Source organism: Zoogloea sp. (assembly GCF_023150065.1).
Classification (GTDB): Bacteria; Pseudomonadota; Gammaproteobacteria; order Burkholderiales; family Rhodocyclaceae; genus Zoogloea.
Genome location: NZ_JAKLLN010000001.1, coordinates 352,639 through 368,837, shown reverse-complemented (window position 1 = coordinate 368,837; position 16,199 = coordinate 352,639). Strand labels below are relative to the sequence as shown.

Here is a 16,199-nt window from a genome sequence, read left to right as displayed (position 1 = left end):
ATGCGCCGCTTTCCGGCTGTCGACGAAGCCATCGCCTCCACGGCGCTGGCGCTGATGACCCTCATCCCCCTGGTCGAGATCGCCCTGCGCCCCCTGCATGGCAAGGGCATCGCCAACGCCGCCCTTCTGGTCCAGCACCTGGGCCTGGCCGTGGCCATGTTCGGCGCCGTGCTGGCTGAAAGGGGCGGCCACCTGAGCACCCTCGGCAGCGGCCTCGCCGGCAGTCACAGCCCCTGGCTGAAGCGCGCCGCCAGGCTGATCGCCAACGGTGGCGCGGCCGTGCTTACCGGCATGCTCGGCGCCGCCAGCTGGAGCTTTGTGGCCAGCGAGATGGAAGGCGGGCGCGAGCTGGCCTACGGCATCCCGGTGTGGGCCGTGCAGGCGTTGATGCCAGCCGGCTTCGTGATCCTCGGCATCCGCCTGGGCAGCCGCTGTGCACCGCGCCACGTCGCCCGCCTGCTGCTGGGGCTGGCCCTGGCCGGTACGGGCTTCGCCCTGGCCCTGCGCTTCGACGGCAGCCCCCTGCCCCTGGCCCCCTTCGCCTTCGGTCTGGTGCTGGTGCTGCTGGCCGGGGCGCCGATCTTCGCCATCCTCGGCGGCCTGGCCCTGGCCCTCTTCTGGGCGGAAGGCCAGCCCCTGGCCTCGGTGCCCCTCAGCCACTACCAGATCACCGTCAATCCCTCCCTGCCCGCCCTGCCCCTGTTCACCCTGGCCGGGCTGGTGTTTGCCCGCAGCGGCGCCGCCGGGCGCCTGGGCACGCTGTTCACCGCCAGCTTCGGCGGCGGCCCCACCGGCACGGTGATCGCCGCCGCGCTGCTGTGCTCCTTCTTCACCGCCTTCACCGGCGGCAGCGGCGTGACCATCCTGGCCCTCGGCGGGCTGCTGCTGCCCCTGCTCAAGGACGCCGGCTTTCCCGAGCGCAAGGGCATCAGCCTGGTCACCAGCGCCAGTGCCCTGGGCGTGCTGCTGGCGCCCTCCGTGCCGCTGATCATGTACGCCATCATCGCCCGGGTGCCCATCCACAGCATGTTCCTGGCGGGCATCCTGCCGGCGCTGGTAATGGTGGCCTTCCTGCTGGTGGTGGGTGGCTATCTGCGCCCTGCGGCAAAGCTGGCGGGCGCCCCCGATCAGCCCCGCGCCAACCTGCGCCAGGCCCGGGCCGCTGCCTGGGCGGCACGTTGGGAGATCCTGGCCCCGGTGCTGGCCATCGGTTCATTGATCAGCGGCCTGGCAACGCCTACCGAGAGCGCGGCCCTCACCGCGGCCTATGCCATCCTCACCCAGGCGGTGGCCCACCGGGAGCTGGACTGGGCCCTGCTGCGCCGCTGTCTGGCCGACTGCGCCCAGGTGATCGGCGGCGTGATGGTGATCCTGGGCATGGCCCTGGGCCTCACCAATTACCTGGTGGATGCCGGCATCCCCGACGCGGCGGTGGAGTGGGTGCAGGCCGCCCTGCCCAACAAGTTCGCCTTCCTGGTGGCCCTCAACGCCTTCCTGTTCCTGGCCGGCGCGCTGATGGAGATCTACGCCGCCATCGTCGTGCTGGTGCCCCTGCTGCTGCCGGTGGCCCTGAGCTACGGCATCGACCCGGTGCACTTCGGGGTGATCTTCCTGGCGGTGATGGAGATGGGCTTCCTGTGCCCACCGGCGGGCATGAACATCTTCTTCGCCTCGGCCATGTTCGCCCGGCCGGTGAAGGAAATCGCCATCTCGGTGCTCCCGGCCCTGCTGGCGATCTTTCTGGGGGCGCTCACCATCTCGTGGCTGCCCTGGCTGGCCACCGGGCTGCCGGAGCTGTTCGGGAAGTAACAGCGCATCGCCCCGGGCGGAGGACGCCGCCGTGGCGTGAGGGTACGCTCAGCCGGCGGCGGACAGCCACCGCAACAGTGTCTCGAACAGCCGCTCCGGCTCCACGGGTTTGCTGAGGAAATCGTTCATTCCCGCCGCCAGGCAGGCCTTGCGGTCGTCGTCGAAAGCATTGGCGGTCATGGCCAGGATGGGCGTGTTCCGGCACAGGGAATCGGCGCGGATGCACCGTGCCGATTCCACTCCGTTCATGTTCGGCATCTGCATGTCCATCAGGATCAGCGCATAGGCGGTCTGCCGGGCCATGTTGAGGGCCTGCAGGCCGTCCTCTGCCACATCGGCCTGGATCCCCAGGTCTTCCAACAGGGACAGGGTGACCTCCCGGTTGATGGGTTCGTCTTCAGCCAGCAGGATACGGGCGCCGGCATGATCCCGCTGAATCTGCCTCTCGGCTGACGCGAACTCCATGGCGGTGACAACGGAAGGGGCTGGCCTGCCCTTCAGCAGGCGCACCGTAAACCAGAAAGTGCTACCCGACCCGGAACGGCTTTCGACACCGATCTCGCCGCCCATCAGGCCCACCAGGCGTTTGCTGATGGCCAGCCCGAGCCCGCTGCCCCCATAGCGGCGGGTCATCGAGTTGTCGGCCTGCTCGAAGGCGTTGAACAGGCGGGCCTGGGCTTCCGGATCAATGCCGATGCCCGAGTCGCTCACCTCAATGCGCACCTGGGCCTGGTCGGGCGTTTCTTCAACGAGCCAGGCCCGCACGATGACGCCGCCACGCTCGGTAAACTTGACGGCATTGCCCGCCAGGTTGATCAGGATCTGGGAGAGGCGCAGCGGGTCGCCCCGCAGGGGCAGACGGGCCAGCCGCCCGGGCAGGTCCATCTCCAGTCGCAGGCCTTTCTCGGTGGCCTTCTGGGCGAGCACGCTGAGCAGTTGGTCAAACAGGCTGCCCAGGTCCAAGGGCAGATCTTCAAGACGCATGCGCTCGGCTTCGATCCTGGAGATGTCGAGGATGTCGTTGAGCACGGCGAGCAGGTGATCGGCGGCCTGCCTCGCCTTGTCTAGGTGATCCAGGCCGGCAGCATCGGCCATGCAACGTCTGGCCAGGGCCAGCATGCCGATGATGCCGCTCATGGGGGTACGCAGCTCGTGGCTCATGTTGGCGAGAAAGGTGCTCTTGGCACGGCTGGCCGCCTCCGCTGCCTCCTTGGCCACAGAAAGGTCAACCGTGCGGGCGTGGACCAGCTGCTCCAGATGGTCGCGGTGCCGGGCCAGCTCCAGCTCCGTACGCTTGCGCTCCGAGAGGTCGATATCCAGGCAGTACATCTCGGGGCCGTCCGCACCAGCCTGCATCACGTGGCTGGAATACACAGTGACCGGCACGTCGTCCTTGCGCCGCAGGGTCGACTCACCGGGCGGAATGGAGGGGCCGCCCGCAACCCAGGCCTCTATCTCGGCAATCACGGCACTGCGCAGGGCCGCGGGGATGATCAGATCCTCCAGTAGCTGCCCCATGGCCTCTTGCGCGGAGTAGCCGTAGAGCAGCTCACTGGCGTGGTTCCAGAAGATCACACGGCGATGGCGGTCATAGCCCTGCACGGCGATGTTGACGGTGTTTTCGAGCAGAGAGCGGAAACGCTGTCTTTCCTCGTGCAGCGCGGCTTCGGCATGAAGCTGCACGGTAATGTCCCGGGCGATGCCGTACAGGCCGATGATCTCCCCCCGATCGTTGTGGATCGGGTACTTGCGGTTATCGACCCAACCTTTGCGACCATCCAGCGCCTGGTAGGCCTGCACCTCCCGGACCGACGCGGCGCCGGCAAACACCTCTTTCTCGAGGCGGTAATAGATGTCGGCATAGGCCTCGGGAAACACGTCGTAATCGGTCAGCCCCAGTAGTTCCGTCCGCGGCGCCGGTGGGCTGCACAGGGTCAGCAGGGACTGGCTCACCCCCGTGAAGACGTGATTGCGGTTCTTGAAATAGATGAAATCGTCGGAGTTCTCCAGCATTGCCGCCAGAGATCCGTTGCCGGAAGCACACGCCAGGGTTCGGGGCAGCGCCCGGGCGTCATGGAGGCTCAGGTCGAGAAGCGCGTCGCCCCCTGCCTGATAGGCGTGATGGTCAGCCCTGACACAGAGGATCCGCCCGTCCGCACCGCGCACCCGCAGATTGCAGCTACCCGTCCGGGGCAGCGACGAGGATGCGAACAGCAGCGCGGCCAGATCGGCATCGTCGGGGTGAATCCGATCCGGAAGGGCCACGGCGCCGCTGAGCATGTCTTCGGGCCGAAAGCCCAGCAAAGCCATCACACCGGCGTCGACAATCAGGAGGCGCAGCGAATCGGCCAGCACAAAGCGGAACGCGACACCCGGCGACGAATGGGGAGTTTGGTCAGTCATGACTCTCGCTCTCGGGGCCTCCGATACCGCTCACCCCGGGTCACGCCCTCCGCGTCAGTGCATAAGAGATTCCACTATATCCCCCTTGTAACAATGCGGATTTGACGCAACACACACAGCGCCCGTGCGCCATTGCACAACACCGCCGCAATCCCGGGAATGACGCGGGCTTGATGGGGCTGCAGGGTTGCCAACGCCTCCACGCGGGCGTGTTACAAAATCTTCACACTCCACCTTCAATATTTCGATAATATTGGAAATATGGAAACCTTAAACGCCGCTGAACTCCTCGCCGCCCTCGGGCATGAATCCCGCCTCACCATCTTCCGTCTGCTGGTCGAAGCAGGCCCCGAAGGCATGAACGTCACCGCCATCGGTGAAGCGCTGGGCCTTCCCGGGGCGACGCTGTCGTTTCACCTGTCCCATCTGAGCCGTGTCGGCCTCATCAAGGGCGAACGCGAGAGCCGCTTCATCCGCTACTCCGCCGAGTACGGAACCATGGACGAGCTGATCGCCTTCCTGACCCACAACTGCTGCCAGGGAAAAGCCTGCCTGCCCAAGACAGCCCTCTGCGACACCAGCGCCAAACGGCGTGCCAAAACCTCCACCCCAGAAGGAAACGCATCATGAGCGACCGTATCTTCACCGTCCTCGTCCTCTGCACCGGCAACTCCTGCCGCTCCCAGATGGGCGAGGCCATTCTCAATCACGACCTGGCCGGGCTTGTGCATGGCATCTCCGCCGGCACCGAGCCCCAGCCCAAGGTCGCCGATGGCGCCATCGAGGCCCTGCAACTTGCTGGGCTGCCAACCGCGGGCCTTCACCCCAAGACGGTTGAAGATGTGGCGGACCAGCACATCGATCTGGTGGTCAGTGTCTGCGACAACGCCCGGGAAACCTGCCCCGTCTTCCCCCGCCCGGTAAAGCGCATCCACGTCGGTTTTCACGACCCCCACGGCGAGCCGCTGGAGCGCTTTGTGGCGGTCCGCGACGACATTCGCGCCCGCCTGGTGCCCGCCGTCCGTGCCGCCCTGGGCCTGTAAGGAGCTGCCATGTCTGCTGTTCAATGTGAAGTGACTGCCAGGGCCGCCCCCGGCGCACCGATGAGCGTCTTCGAGCGCTACCTGAGTGTGTGGGTCTTCCTGTGCATCGTCATCGGCATCGCCGCCGGCCAGCTGGCTCCGGGTCTGTTCCAGTCCATCGGCCAAATGGAGCTGGCCCAGGTGAATCTGCCGGTGGGCCTGCTCATCTGGGTGATGATCATCCCGATGCTGGTGAAGGTGGATTTTGGTGCCCTGCATGAGGTCAGGCAGCACGTCCGCGGCATTGGCGTGACCCTGTTTGTGAACTGGCTGGTGAAGCCGTTCTCGATGGCCTTTCTGGGCTGGCTGTTCGTGCGCAACCTGTTTGCACCGATGCTGCCCGCCGACCAGCTCGACAGCTACATCGCCGGCCTCATCCTGCTGGCCGCGGCGCCATGCACGGCGATGGTGTTCGTGTGGAGCCGGCTCTCCAATGGCGACCCCCTGTTCACCCTGTCGCAGGTGGCCATGAACGACAGCATCATGGTGTTCGCCTTCGCACCGCTGGTCGGCTTGCTGCTCGGCATCTCGTCCATCAGCGTACCCTGGGATACGCTGCTGACCTCGGTGGTGCTCTACATCCTGATTCCGGTGATCCTGGCCCAGCTATGGCGCAAGGCGCTGCTGGCCCGGGGGCCGGCGGCCTTCGATGCGGCGATGGCAAAGATCGGCCCATGGTCCATCGCGGCGCTGCTGGCCACCCTGGTGCTGCTGTTCGCCTTTCAGGGCGAAGCCATCATCAGGCAACCGCTGGTCATCGCCCTGCTCGCCGTGCCCATCCTCATCCAGGTGTTCTTCAACTCGGCCCTGGCTTACTGGCTGAACAAGGTGGTCGGCGAGAAGCACAGTGTCGCCTGCCCGTCAGCGCTCATCGGCGCCTCGAACTTCTTCGAGCTGGCCGTGGCCGCCGCCATCAGCCTGTTCGGCTTCGAGTCGGGCGCGGCCCTGGCGACGGTGGTGGGCGTCCTCATCGAGGTGCCGGTCATGCTGTTGGTAGTGAAGGTGGTCAATGCATCCAAGGGCTGGTACGAAGCCCAGAACGCGTAAGGAGGGAATCATGAAAAAACTCGAAGTGTTCGACCCGGCCATGTGCTGCTCCACGGGTGTCTGCGGTGTTGATGTGGACCCGGTGCTGGCCCAGTTCGCCGCCGACCTGAAGTGGGCCGAGGCCCACGGCATTGCCGTTGAGCGTCACAACCTGGGCCAGGAGCCACAGGCCTTCGCCGCCAATCCGGCGGTGCTCAAGGAAATGGAAGCCGGCATGGACCGGCTGCCCATCCTCGCCGTGGACGGCCACATCGTCTCCACCGGCATGTACCCGTCCCGCGCGCAACTGGCCCAGAAGCTGGGCATCGCCCTCACCACCGCCGAAAAGCCGCACATCAAGGCCGGCGGCTGCGGCTGCAAGCCCGGCACCTGCTGAGGGCGACGACGATGGCACTCCCCGATACGCAGACCCGCTACCTGTTCTTCACCGGCAAGGGCGGCGTCGGCAAGACATCACTGTCCTGCGCCACCGGCCTGGCCATGGCCGATGCCGGCAGGAAGGTACTCATCGTCAGCACCGACCCGGCGTCGAACCTGGACGAAGTGCTGGGTGTCGGCCTGAGCCAGACGCCGACTGCCATTCCTGGCGCACCGGGCCTGTTCGCGCTGAACATCGACCCTGAAGCCGCGGCGCACGCCTACCGGGAGCGCATGGTGGCGCCGTATCGCGGCGTCTTGCCGGCGGCGGCCATCCAGAGCATGGAAGAGCAGTTCTCCGGGGCCTGCACGGTGGAGATCGCCGCCTTCGACGAGTTCTCCAAGCTGCTCGGCGACCCGACGGCAACGGCCGACTTCGACCACGTCATCTTCGATACCGCCCCCACCGGCCATACCCTGCGCCTGCTCACCCTGCCCTCGGCATGGACGGAGTTCATCACTTCGTCAACTGGCGGCGCCTCGTGCCTGGGCCCCCTGGCGGGCCTGGAAAAGCAGAAGGCGCTCTATGCGGCGACGGTGGCTCGCCTCGCGAATGCCGCCGAAACGACGGTCATCCTGGTCAGCCGGCCGGAGGCTGCCGCGCTGCGAGAAGCCAACCGGACCCGGGGCGAACTGGCCGAGCTCGGTATCTCCAACCAGCTGCTGGCCATCAACGGTCTCTTCAGCACCGACCGCCAGGACGACGCCGTGGCGGTGGCGATGTCGCGGCGGGCGAGCACCGCACTGGCTGAAATGCCGGCGAGTCTCGCCGAACTGCCTGGCACCACGATCCCCTTCCTGCCTCGCGGAACCGTCGGTCTCGACGCCCTGCGCCTGATGGCGCACCCCGAGACAGCGGCACTGCCGACGACACCCGGCACGGCCGGTACCCCCCTGCCACCAGGCCTGGCCGGGCTGGTCGATGCCTTTGCCCGCAGCGGGCACGGCGTCATCATGACCATGGGTAAGGGCGGTGTCGGCAAGACGACCGTCGCCGCAGCCATTGCCGTCGCCCTGGCGCGGCAGGGCTACAAGGTCGTGCTATCGACCACCGATCCGGCCTCCCATGTGGCCAGCACCATCGACGGCAACATCCCCGGCCTGACGGTCACCCGCATCGACCCCGCCCGGGAAGTGGCCCAATACACCCGCGACGTGCTGGAAAAGGCCGGCAAGCAGCTGGACGTCAGCGGCCGTGCCATGCTGGAGGAAGACCTGCGTTCCCCGTGCACCGAGGAGATCGCCGTGTTCCGGGCCTTCGCCCGCACCGTCGATGAGGGCAAGGAGGGCTTCGTGGTGCTGGATACGGCGCCCACCGGCCACACCATCCTGCTCCTGGATGCCGCCGAGGCGTATCACCGGGAAGTCACCCGGGCCCAGGGCGACATGCCCGAGTTTGTCCGCCAGTTGCTGCCGCGCCTGCGCGACCCGGACTACACCCGGGTGGTGATCGTGACCCTGCCGGAGGCCACGCCGGTGCATGAAGCCGAGCGCCTGCAGGGCGATCTGGGCCGGGCCGGCATCACGCCCTGCGCCTGGGTCATCAACCAGTCTCTGCTTGCCAGCGGCACCCAGGACCCGTTGCTGGCCCAGCGGGGTGAGTACGAAATACCCTTCATCCGTCGCGTGGCGGATGCGCTGTCACGGCAGTGCGCCCTGATTCCCTGGCTGGCTGAAACCCCGGCCGGAGAGGCCGGTCTGGCACAGCTCACTCGTCGGTGAAGCTCGGGGGAGAGGTATTGAACGGGCCTGCCGGGACACCCGGGCAGGCCCGCCTGACCAAAGCTTAATCCGACCAGCGGGCAGCGGCCGAATCATCGGCCTCGCGGGCATCCACCCAGCGCCCGCCTTCCGGGGTGTCTTCCTTCTTCCAGAAGGGCGCGCGGGTCTTGAGGTAGTCCATGATGAACTCGCAGGCGGCAAAGGCGTCGCCCCGATGGGCGCTGGCCACGCCGACAAAGACGATCCGATCCCCCGGCAGCAGACGGCCGAAACGGTGGATCACACGGACGCCCTGGAGCTGCCAGCGTCCGCCGGCCTCGGCAACGATGGCCTCGAGGGATTTCTCGGTCATGCCGGGGTAGTGCTCGAGGGTCATCGCCGACACCTCGCTCCCCTCCCCGCTCAGCTTGTCGGCGCGCACCAGGCCGACGAAGGTGGCCACGGCCCCCACGTCCAGGCGCCCGGCGGACAGGGCCGCCGTCTCGGCCCCCACATCGAAATCGGCTTCCTGGACACTGACACTCATCTTCAACCTCCGGTCACGGGGGGGAAAAACGCGATCTCGTCCCGGTCGGCCAGCGCCGACTCGGGCCCGACCATCTCCTGGTTGATCGCCGCACGCACGTTGCGCCCCTCGCCCAGGGCCTCCCAGGCACCACCGCGCCGGGCCAGGTGGCCCCGCAGGGCGCCAATGGTGGAGACAGACTCGGGCAGGGTCAGGGTTTCGTGGGAATAGCCCAGGGTTTCCCGCAGGCTGGCGAAATAAAGGACTTTGACGCTCATGACAACAGCTCGGAATAAGGAATGAAGGACACCCGGTCGCCGGCCACGATGGCCTGCCCGGGTGGATTATCGATGACCCCGTCGGCCCACACCGTGGAGGTGAGCACCCCAGGCCCCTGATTGGGAAACAGCACCACCCGGCCATCGTCGGCAATCCGCGCCCGCAGGAACTCCCGGCGCCGGTCGGGCCGGGGCCAGTCGAAGGCGGCGGTCAGGGGAATGGCCTTCGGCAGGCAACTCACGACGCCCTGGGCACGCAGTACGAAAGGCCGCACCAGCAGAATGAAGGTGACGAAGCTGGACACCGGGTTGCCGGGCAGACCGATGAAGGCGGCTCCGGGCCCGCCGGCCGGATCATTGACCCGCCCGAAGGCCACCGGCTTGCCGGGCTTCATGGCCACCAGCCAGGAATCGAGGCGCCCTTCGGCGCTGACCGCCGGCTTGATGTGGTCCTCCTCACCCATGGACACGCCACCGCTGGTGACGATCAGATCGTTGCCGGCCGCCGCAATGCGCAGGGCCGCCCGGGTGGCCTCCAGGCTGTCGGGCACGATGCCCAGGTCGCACACCTGGCAGCCCAGGGCCTCCAGCAGGCCCCGCAACACGTAGCGGTTGGAGTTGTAGATGGCCCCCGGCGGCAGGGGCTCGCCGGGCATCACCAGCTCGTCGCCGGTGGAAAACAGGGCCACCCGCAGGCGCCGGAACACCGGCAGCGCGGCGCAGCCCACCGACGCGGCGAGGCCCAGCATCTGCGGCTTGAGGCGCACCCCGGCGGCCAGCACGGTGGAACCGAGGGCGATGTCCTCGCCTGCCCGGCGGATCCACTCCCCCACCCGAGGTACGTGATTGATGAGCACATCCCCGCCATCCACCGCGCACGACTCCTGCATCACCACCGCATCCGCCCCATGGGGAACCGGCGCACCGGTGAAGATGCGCGCCGCCGTACCCCGCTCAAGGGTATGGCCGACACTGCCAGCAGGAATGCGCTGCCCCACCCGCAAACGCGTGCCCGGGGCCGCCACATCGGCCGTGCATACGGCGTAGCCATCCATCGAGGAGTTATCCAGGGGCGGCACCTGCAGGCCGGACACCTGGGCCCGGGCCAGCACCCGACCCAGGGCCTCGGCGGTGGGCACCTGCTCGATGTCGGTAAGCGGCTCGGCGGCCGCCAGCAGCGCCGCACGCACCTCGTCGAAAGGACGCAGGGAAGAATTCATGAAAGCCCTTGATGAGTGAGGATGAAAGCCGCCACGGCGGCCGGATCATTGAGGTTGAGACAGGGCAAGGGAGCGGATAGATCCGCGTCCGTGGCAATCGCCACAATGGCCGGGTTGTCGGGGTAGAGCAGCGCCTTGCCATGGGCCGGGCGGTGGATCTCGATCTTGGGGATGGGCACGTCCTTGAAACCCTCCACCAGCACCAGATCGCAGGGCGACAGGATGGCCAGCTGCGCCGCCAGATCGGGCTCGGGCGCCCCGCGCATTTCATGCATCAGCACCCAGCGCTCGTCGGACACCAGCAGGATCTCCCCCGCCCCCGCCTCACGGTGCCGCCAGGAATCCTTGCCCGGCTTGTCCACGTCGAAACCATGGTGGGCATGCTTGATCACCGATACCCGCAGACCGCGGGCAGTGATCTCGGGAATGACTCGCTCGATCAGCGTGGTCTTGCCGGAGCCGGACCAGCCGGCGAAGCCGAAGACTTTCATTGGCGTGCGCCTCCGGGCGCTAAGAGGTCGGGCAGACAGGCGCGGGATTGTAGCAAGACGGGGAAGCTCAGGTAGCAAGCCTGCGCAAACAACCCGGGAGGCAATGCGACATGGGCAAAGCAGACCTTGCCGCTCACGGCGGGCATCGATAGAATCGGCGCAGCCATTGCGTGGGGACGACCCCACGCCAGACTCAATCTGGTTGGGACGACCCTACCCCCCAATGCAGAGGTGCGTCATGGCTTGGTTTACTCTTCTTCTTGCTGGCCTGCTGGAAATCGGCTGGGCCATCGGGCTCAAATACACGGACGGATTCACGAGGCTCTGGCCCTCGGTGGCGACTTTGTCGTCGATGCTCGTCAGTCTGCTCCTGCTCGCCAGTGCGCTCCGCACATTACCCGTCGGCACGGCTTACGCCATCTGGACCGGCATCGGCGCGGCAGGCACCGTGATCCTGGGAATCATCCTGTTCGGCGAGCCCGCCACCCTCGGCCGGCTGATCTGCGTGGGCCTGATTGTGGCCGGCATCGCCGGGCTCAAGCTGCTGTCCTGAACGGAGGACCGGCTCAGCGCATTATCGACCCCACGGGAAGATCCGCGCTGAGCACCAACCCTCAGGCCACAGGGTCCAGACGCACGATGTCCACGCCCGTCACCTTGCCGTCGATGGCGGCTACCAGTGCCGCGAAGTGCGGCGTGGCCATGTGACGCTCCAGGGCAGCGTCGTCCTCCCAGCGTTCGATCATCACGAAACTGTCGGGCTTGTCCCGGGTGATATGCAGCTCGTAGTGCAGGCAGGCGGCCTCGGCGCGGCTGGGCGGGATGATCTGGTCGAGGGCCTGGCGGACGTCGGTGCGGAACTCGGGCTTGGCGGTGATGGTGGCGACTACGCTGAGGGGCATGAAGGGACTCCGAAATGGGGGATGGAAGAGACAGGCGGTTCAGTCACTACCCGCCGCACCGCAGGGTACGGCCAGGACTGGCGCAAAACCGCCACCGGGAGTGCGGAAGTTGGTGGTCTGGCCCTGGTAGAGGCGCGCGGTGACCAGTTGGACCTGGCCTTGGTAGACATAGTTGCGCAGGTCCATCTTGAGATCCACCGGGGCGCCCTCCACCTCCAGGCGGCGCTCCGAGGGCGGCACCAGGGTCTGGGCAATGTAATCGCCGGCGAGGATCTCGGCGAACACCCGGCGGGTCAGCTTGTCACCCCGGTAGGTACCCCGGCTGCCGAAGCCCGCAGTCGGCTTGAAGAAGAGCTGCCGGCGGCGGGACCAAAACTCGTCGGCACGGCCGGCATCGACCGCCTCCGTGCGGGGCACCCCCTGCAGCAGGGTGGCGATGGTGGCCTCATCGGCCCCGAGGCGACGCAGGGCATCGGCGTCGGAGAGCAGGATGAGGTTGCGCTTGTCGGCATAAAGAGCATGGGCCCGGGGGTGGGGAGTGATCACCGCAGTGCCGGCCATCCAGGCCGCGCGCAGGGCGGCGCTGGCCGGCGCATCGAACGAGAAATCGGTGAGGCGGTTGTACACCAGGTCCACAGGCTCGCCATGCAGGGTCAGGCCGGCATCCCCATGGACAAGCTCAGCCGGATCACAGATGCGGGCAGCGATGCCGTGGCGCTCGAAGAGGCGCTGGAAGAGCAGGAACTCGGGCAGCAGGTACTGGCCCTGGGGGGCTTCATCGACGATGGCGATACTGCGCAGGGCCTGCTCGCCCCGCTCCAGCCGCCATTCGCTGCGGAACATCTCGACAAAGGCGCTTTCCAGGTCGGCATAGGGCTCCGGCGCCGCGGCCATCACCCCTGCCACTTCGGGGCAACACGCCCGCTGGGCCCGCCCGAGAATGGCGTTGAGCAAACCGCCACCCGCGTTGGTATTGATCTCGATGAGGCGCGGGCCGTCATCCCCCAGGTGAAAGTCGTAGCCCAGGAAGACACCCGCTGCGCGGGCCGGCCGGCGGGCTGCAGAAGGTGCCCAGGCCAGCACCGCGTCCTGCCAGGCCGGCAGCGCCACGACGCGTTCGATGGCTGCGACGATGCGGGCCATGGCGTCCACGTGTGCCGCCGATACAAAGGCCATGGAGTCGGCAAACAGATGGGGGCGGGACTCGGCCAGCAGGGCCTGAAGGGCGCCGTCCCGGGGGTCACGGGCCAGGGCGTCGAGCAGCACCTGGCGATCGAGGGACACGCACTGGCAGCCCGCGTTGAGCGCCTCGGCCGTATCCGCGCAAGAGCCGGAAGTGAGGGCGCTGGCGAGCCGGGCAAGGGCATCAAGGGACAGGGCGGGAGTCTTGGCGGGCACGGGAGGATCTCTGGACCAGATGCGATGAATTCTAGCAAGCCGGCGCCCCGCGGACCTGAACGTGGGTCAAGGCCTGCCGGTGATCGGGGGTGCGAGGTCGAACGAGTTCGCCCCCACGAAAGGCGCGCGCTCCGGCTCGCGGAGGGCGGACTTCAGTCGCCCTTCCCGGCCGGTGGGGGGAGCTGCTCAAGGAAGGCCACCACTTCGGCCTCCACCTTGCTCCGGCGCATGGGCGGCAGGCTCTGCCAGACGCGCTTGCCATAGGGTTTGGTGAGCATGCGGGGATCGCAGATGGCGAGCACGCCCTTGTCCCGCTCGGTGCGGATCAGGCGGCCAGCCCCCTGTTTAACGTTGATGACGGCGCGGGGCAGCTGGTATTCCATGAAGGGGCTGCGGCCGGACTTCTGCATGTGTTCGATGCGTGCGGCCAGCACCGGATCATCGGGTGGAGCGAAGGGCAGCTTGTCGATGACCACCACCGACAGCGCATCGCCGGGCACATCCACCCCTTCCCAGAAGCTCTGGCTGGCCACCAGGATGGCGTTGCCGAGACGGCGGAAGCGGTCGAGCAGCTCGGTGCGGGAGCCTTCGCCCTGGATGAGCAGCGGGAGCTTGAGCTTCTCCCGTTCGAGCTTGTCGGCGATGACCTCGTGGATACGACGCATGGCCCGGAGTGAGGTGCACAGCACGAAGGCACGCCCCTGGGCGGCGCGGATCAGCGGAAACGCAACCTCGGCCACGGCGTCCGGGTACTCGGGGCTGTTGGGCTCCGGCATGTTCTGGGGTGCGTACAGCACCGCCTGCTCGGGGTAATTGAAGGGGCTGCCCCACACAGCGGTGTCGATGGGCGGCTCGACCCAGTGCAGGCCCAGCTCGCGGCAGTAGTGGCCGAAGTCGCGCCCTACCGCGAGGGTGGCAGAGGTGAAGATCCAGGCCCGGGGGTGGCCGTCCATCTGCCGCTTGAAGATGCTGGCGATGGACAGAGGCGTGGCGTGCAGGGCCAGGGACTGGCTGAAGACCTCGATCCAGCGCACCCAGTCGGTGCCCTCCGGGTTCTGCCAGCGAGCCAGGATCTGCTGCAGCTCCTGGGTGCGGCGCAGGCAGTTGGCGAGGCCTTCGGAGCGCTCGGCCTGGGTCTCGACGATAGTGCAGAAGGCCGCCAGCTCGGCGTCCAGGGCCTCCACCGCGTCATGGAAAGGCTTGTTGTCGTCGAGCTGGGCGAAGCCGAAGCGGGCGTTCTCGGCATTCACGCTGAGGCGCAGATCGCGGGCGGCCTTTTCGAGCTTGCGGGTGGCCTCGATCAGGTCGAGGCAGTCCCGCGCGGCGGCCACGGTCTCGGAGCGGGTGTCGCGAGCCAGCTCCAGCAGCTGGGACGTGGACACGCTCTCGCCAAAGAACAGGCTGGCGGTTTCGGGCAGCTGGTGGGCCTCGTCGAAGATCACCGCGTTGCAGGAGGGCAGCAGCTCGCCCATGCCTTCGTCCCGCAGCATCACGTCGGCAAAGAACAGGTGGTGATTGACCACCACCACGTCGGCATCCATGGCGGCCCGCCGGGCGGCGGCCACAAAGCACTCCTTGATGTTGGGGCATTCCTGGCCCAGGCAGTTGTCCCGGGACGAGGTGGCGAACATCCAGGCCGCGGCGTCCTCGGGCACCTCGGGGCATTCGGCCTTGTCTCCGCTCTGGGAGATCTCCATGAAGCGCCCGATGGCACGCAGGTGAGCCGCGTCTTCCGGTGTCGTGAAGCGCCCGTCCACCAGGTTGCGGGCCAGGTGGTAGTGGCAGACGTAGTTGGCCCGCCCCTTGAGGAGCGCCACCCCCACCGGCACCTTGAGGGCCCCGCGGATGGTGGGCAGATCCCGGTTGTAGAGCTGGTCCTGGAGCGTCTTGGTGCCGGTGGAGATGATCACCTTGCCGCCATTGAGGAGCGCCGGGACCAGGTAGGCGTAGGTCTTGCCCGTGCCGGTGCCGGCCTCGGCCACCAGCACGCCGTTATCCTTGAGGGTGGCGGCAATGTGCTCGGCCATCTCGATCTGCTGGGGGCGCGGGTTGAAGCCGGGGATTGAGGCGGCCAGGGGGCCGTCGGCGGCAAAGGCTTTTTCTACGTTCATGGATGTTCCGGCAATGGGGCGCTTACTCGACCACGTCCACCCGCAGCCACACGGCGGCCTGGCTGCTGCGGCTGTCCCGGCCGATGCCGGCGGTGCCCTGGCTGCCGCGGCTGGCGTCGGTTTGAGTACCGCCCAGGGGGATCCACTCGCCCAGGCGGCCGCTGATCGACGTCGCAAGGCGACTGGTCTCGATGACGCCGCTGGCGCCGACACGCTCCATGTCGGGGGCGATCTCGATGTTCACGCGCTCGCCGATGAGCTGCGGCGACGCCAGAAAGCCGCTGCCCACGTCGGTGTAGCGCACGCTGTCGACGGGCTGCCAGCCGCCCGGGCCGGGGCGCCACTCACGCATGGCCACCGGCAGCGACTGGCCAACGCGGATCAGCGCCCGCCCGCCTTCGACCACCTGCACCTGCTGGCTGACGCCTTCGGCCTGACGGTACTGCCCTGCCCCGCCATCAATGCGGATACGGCTCTGGCCCGGCTCAAGCCGGCCCGACAGGCCCACAGCGGCCCCCTGCCCTTCGCTGCTGCGATCCTGGCGCACCGACACCACCAGCCGCCGCAGGGGCGTATCCAGGGCATCGATGGCCGCACGGAGCTCCGCCAGGTTGGCGGGAGACACCCGCAGCAGGATCTTGTCGTCCAAGGTGCTCAGGGCCCCGCCGGGCTCCACCAGCGGGCGCAGGGTCGGGACGATCTGCGCTGCCGGGCGATGCCGCAGGGTGATGATCTCGAGACGCCCCTCGGCGAAGGTGGCCGGAGCTGCCAACGTCAAGACGGCGAAAAAGCAGGCGGACAGCCAGCGCATCGG

The 16,199-nt window shown here is 67.6% G+C and carries 16 protein-coding genes; 7 read left to right on the top strand and 9 right to left on the bottom strand.

The genetic code is table 11. The features are described from left to right. Positions 1 to 1,809, top strand: a complete 1,809-nt coding sequence (locus L6Q67_RS01810; protein WP_296564320.1) for a TRAP transporter large permease subunit — start codon at positions 1 to 3, stop codon at positions 1,807 to 1,809. 48 nt (positions 1,810 to 1,857) lie between these two features. Here L6Q67_RS01810 and L6Q67_RS01805 read toward each other — a convergent pair whose 3' ends face one another. After that, the gene (locus L6Q67_RS01805; RefSeq protein ID WP_296564317.1) at positions 1,858 to 4,212 is read right to left on the bottom strand and encodes a PAS domain-containing hybrid sensor histidine kinase/response regulator; all 2,355 of its coding nucleotides are present in this window, start codon (positions 4,210 to 4,212) and stop codon (positions 1,858 to 1,860) included. A 261-nt stretch (positions 4,213 to 4,473) separates the two neighbouring features. Here L6Q67_RS01805 and L6Q67_RS01800 point away from each other — a divergent pair, with 261 nt between their 5' ends. From L6Q67_RS01800 to arsA, 5 genes are read left to right on the top strand one after another with little or no spacing between them, the layout of a single operon-like run. Further along, positions 4,474 to 4,842 (top strand): helix-turn-helix transcriptional regulator, encoded by a 369-nt coding sequence (locus L6Q67_RS01800; RefSeq protein WP_296564314.1) that lies wholly within the window; start codon positions 4,474 to 4,476, stop codon positions 4,840 to 4,842. Continuing rightward, positions 4,839 to 5,255 carry an arsenate reductase ArsC gene (locus L6Q67_RS01795; RefSeq protein ID WP_296564311.1) on the top strand — a complete coding sequence of 139 codons (417 nt, stop codon included), beginning with the start codon at positions 4,839 to 4,841 and terminating at the stop codon, positions 5,253 to 5,255. Before L6Q67_RS01800 ends, L6Q67_RS01795 begins: the two co-directional genes overlap by 4 nt. A gap of 9 nt (positions 5,256 to 5,264) precedes the next feature. Further along, positions 5,265 to 6,341: an ACR3 family arsenite efflux transporter gene (arsB, locus tag L6Q67_RS01790; RefSeq protein ID WP_296564301.1), complete on the top strand. Its 1,077-nt coding sequence runs from the start codon at positions 5,265 to 5,267 to the stop codon at positions 6,339 to 6,341. 10 nt (positions 6,342 to 6,351) lie between these two features. Then, a complete protein-coding gene (gene arsD / locus L6Q67_RS01785; protein ID WP_296564298.1) occupies positions 6,352 to 6,717 on the top strand; it encodes an arsenite efflux transporter metallochaperone ArsD in 366 nt (121 codons plus the stop codon). Positions 6,718 to 6,728: 11 nt separating this feature from the next. After that, entirely contained in the window at positions 6,729 to 8,480 is a 1,752-nt protein-coding gene (arsA, locus tag L6Q67_RS01780; protein WP_296564295.1) for an arsenical pump-driving ATPase, read from the top strand. A 64-nt stretch (positions 8,481 to 8,544) separates the two neighbouring features. Here the strand turns inward: arsA and moaE are convergent, their stop codons facing one another. Genes moaE through mobB form a run of 4 tightly spaced genes read right to left on the bottom strand, consistent with a single transcriptional unit; the run spans position 8,545 to position 10,974 of the window. Then, complete coding sequence (moaE, locus tag L6Q67_RS01775; protein WP_296564293.1) at positions 8,545 to 9,006, bottom strand: molybdopterin synthase catalytic subunit MoaE; 462 nt, start codon at positions 9,004 to 9,006, stop codon at positions 8,545 to 8,547. Positions 9,007 to 9,008: 2 nt separating this feature from the next. Next, positions 9,009 to 9,263 carry a molybdopterin converting factor subunit 1 gene (gene moaD, locus L6Q67_RS01770; RefSeq protein WP_296564289.1) on the bottom strand — a complete coding sequence of 85 codons (255 nt, stop codon included), beginning with the start codon at positions 9,261 to 9,263 and terminating at the stop codon, positions 9,009 to 9,011. Next, positions 9,260 to 10,483, bottom strand: a complete 1,224-nt coding sequence (gene glp, locus L6Q67_RS01765) for a gephyrin-like molybdotransferase Glp (RefSeq protein WP_296564286.1) — start codon at positions 10,481 to 10,483, stop codon at positions 9,260 to 9,262. The genes moaD and glp overlap by 4 nt, the downstream gene beginning before the upstream one ends. Beyond that, positions 10,480 to 10,974, bottom strand: a complete 495-nt coding sequence (gene mobB, locus L6Q67_RS01760) for a molybdopterin-guanine dinucleotide biosynthesis protein B (protein WP_296564283.1) — start codon at positions 10,972 to 10,974, stop codon at positions 10,480 to 10,482. The genes glp and mobB overlap by 4 nt, the downstream gene beginning before the upstream one ends. A 238-nt stretch (positions 10,975 to 11,212) precedes the next feature. On the opposite strand from mobB, the gene sugE reads away from it, so the two are divergent. Then, on the top strand, positions 11,213 to 11,527 hold the full coding sequence (gene sugE, locus L6Q67_RS01755; RefSeq protein WP_296564281.1) for a quaternary ammonium compound efflux SMR transporter SugE: 315 nt from the start codon (positions 11,213 to 11,215) through the stop codon (positions 11,525 to 11,527). 61 nt (positions 11,528 to 11,588) lie between these two features. On the opposite strand, the gene L6Q67_RS01750 is transcribed toward sugE, so the two are convergent. From L6Q67_RS01750 to L6Q67_RS01735, 4 genes are all read right to left on the bottom strand, one after another. Then, positions 11,589 to 11,876, bottom strand: coding sequence for a putative quinol monooxygenase (locus L6Q67_RS01750; RefSeq protein WP_296564278.1), 288 nt, complete (start codon positions 11,874 to 11,876; stop codon positions 11,589 to 11,591). A 39-nt stretch (positions 11,877 to 11,915) separates the two neighbouring features. Further along, on the bottom strand, positions 11,916 to 13,274 hold the full coding sequence (locus tag L6Q67_RS01745; RefSeq protein ID WP_296564275.1) for a hypothetical protein: 1,359 nt from the start codon (positions 13,272 to 13,274) through the stop codon (positions 11,916 to 11,918). A gap of 152 nt (positions 13,275 to 13,426) precedes the next feature. After that, positions 13,427 to 15,385: an ATP-dependent DNA helicase gene (locus tag L6Q67_RS01740; protein WP_296564271.1), complete on the bottom strand. Its 1,959-nt coding sequence runs from the start codon at positions 15,383 to 15,385 to the stop codon at positions 13,427 to 13,429. A 22-nt stretch (positions 15,386 to 15,407) separates the two neighbouring features. Beyond that, the gene (locus L6Q67_RS01735; RefSeq protein WP_296564268.1) at positions 15,408 to 16,196 is read right to left on the bottom strand and encodes a hypothetical protein; all 789 of its coding nucleotides are present in this window, start codon (positions 16,194 to 16,196) and stop codon (positions 15,408 to 15,410) included. Between the last annotated feature and the right edge of the window lie 3 nt (positions 16,197 to 16,199).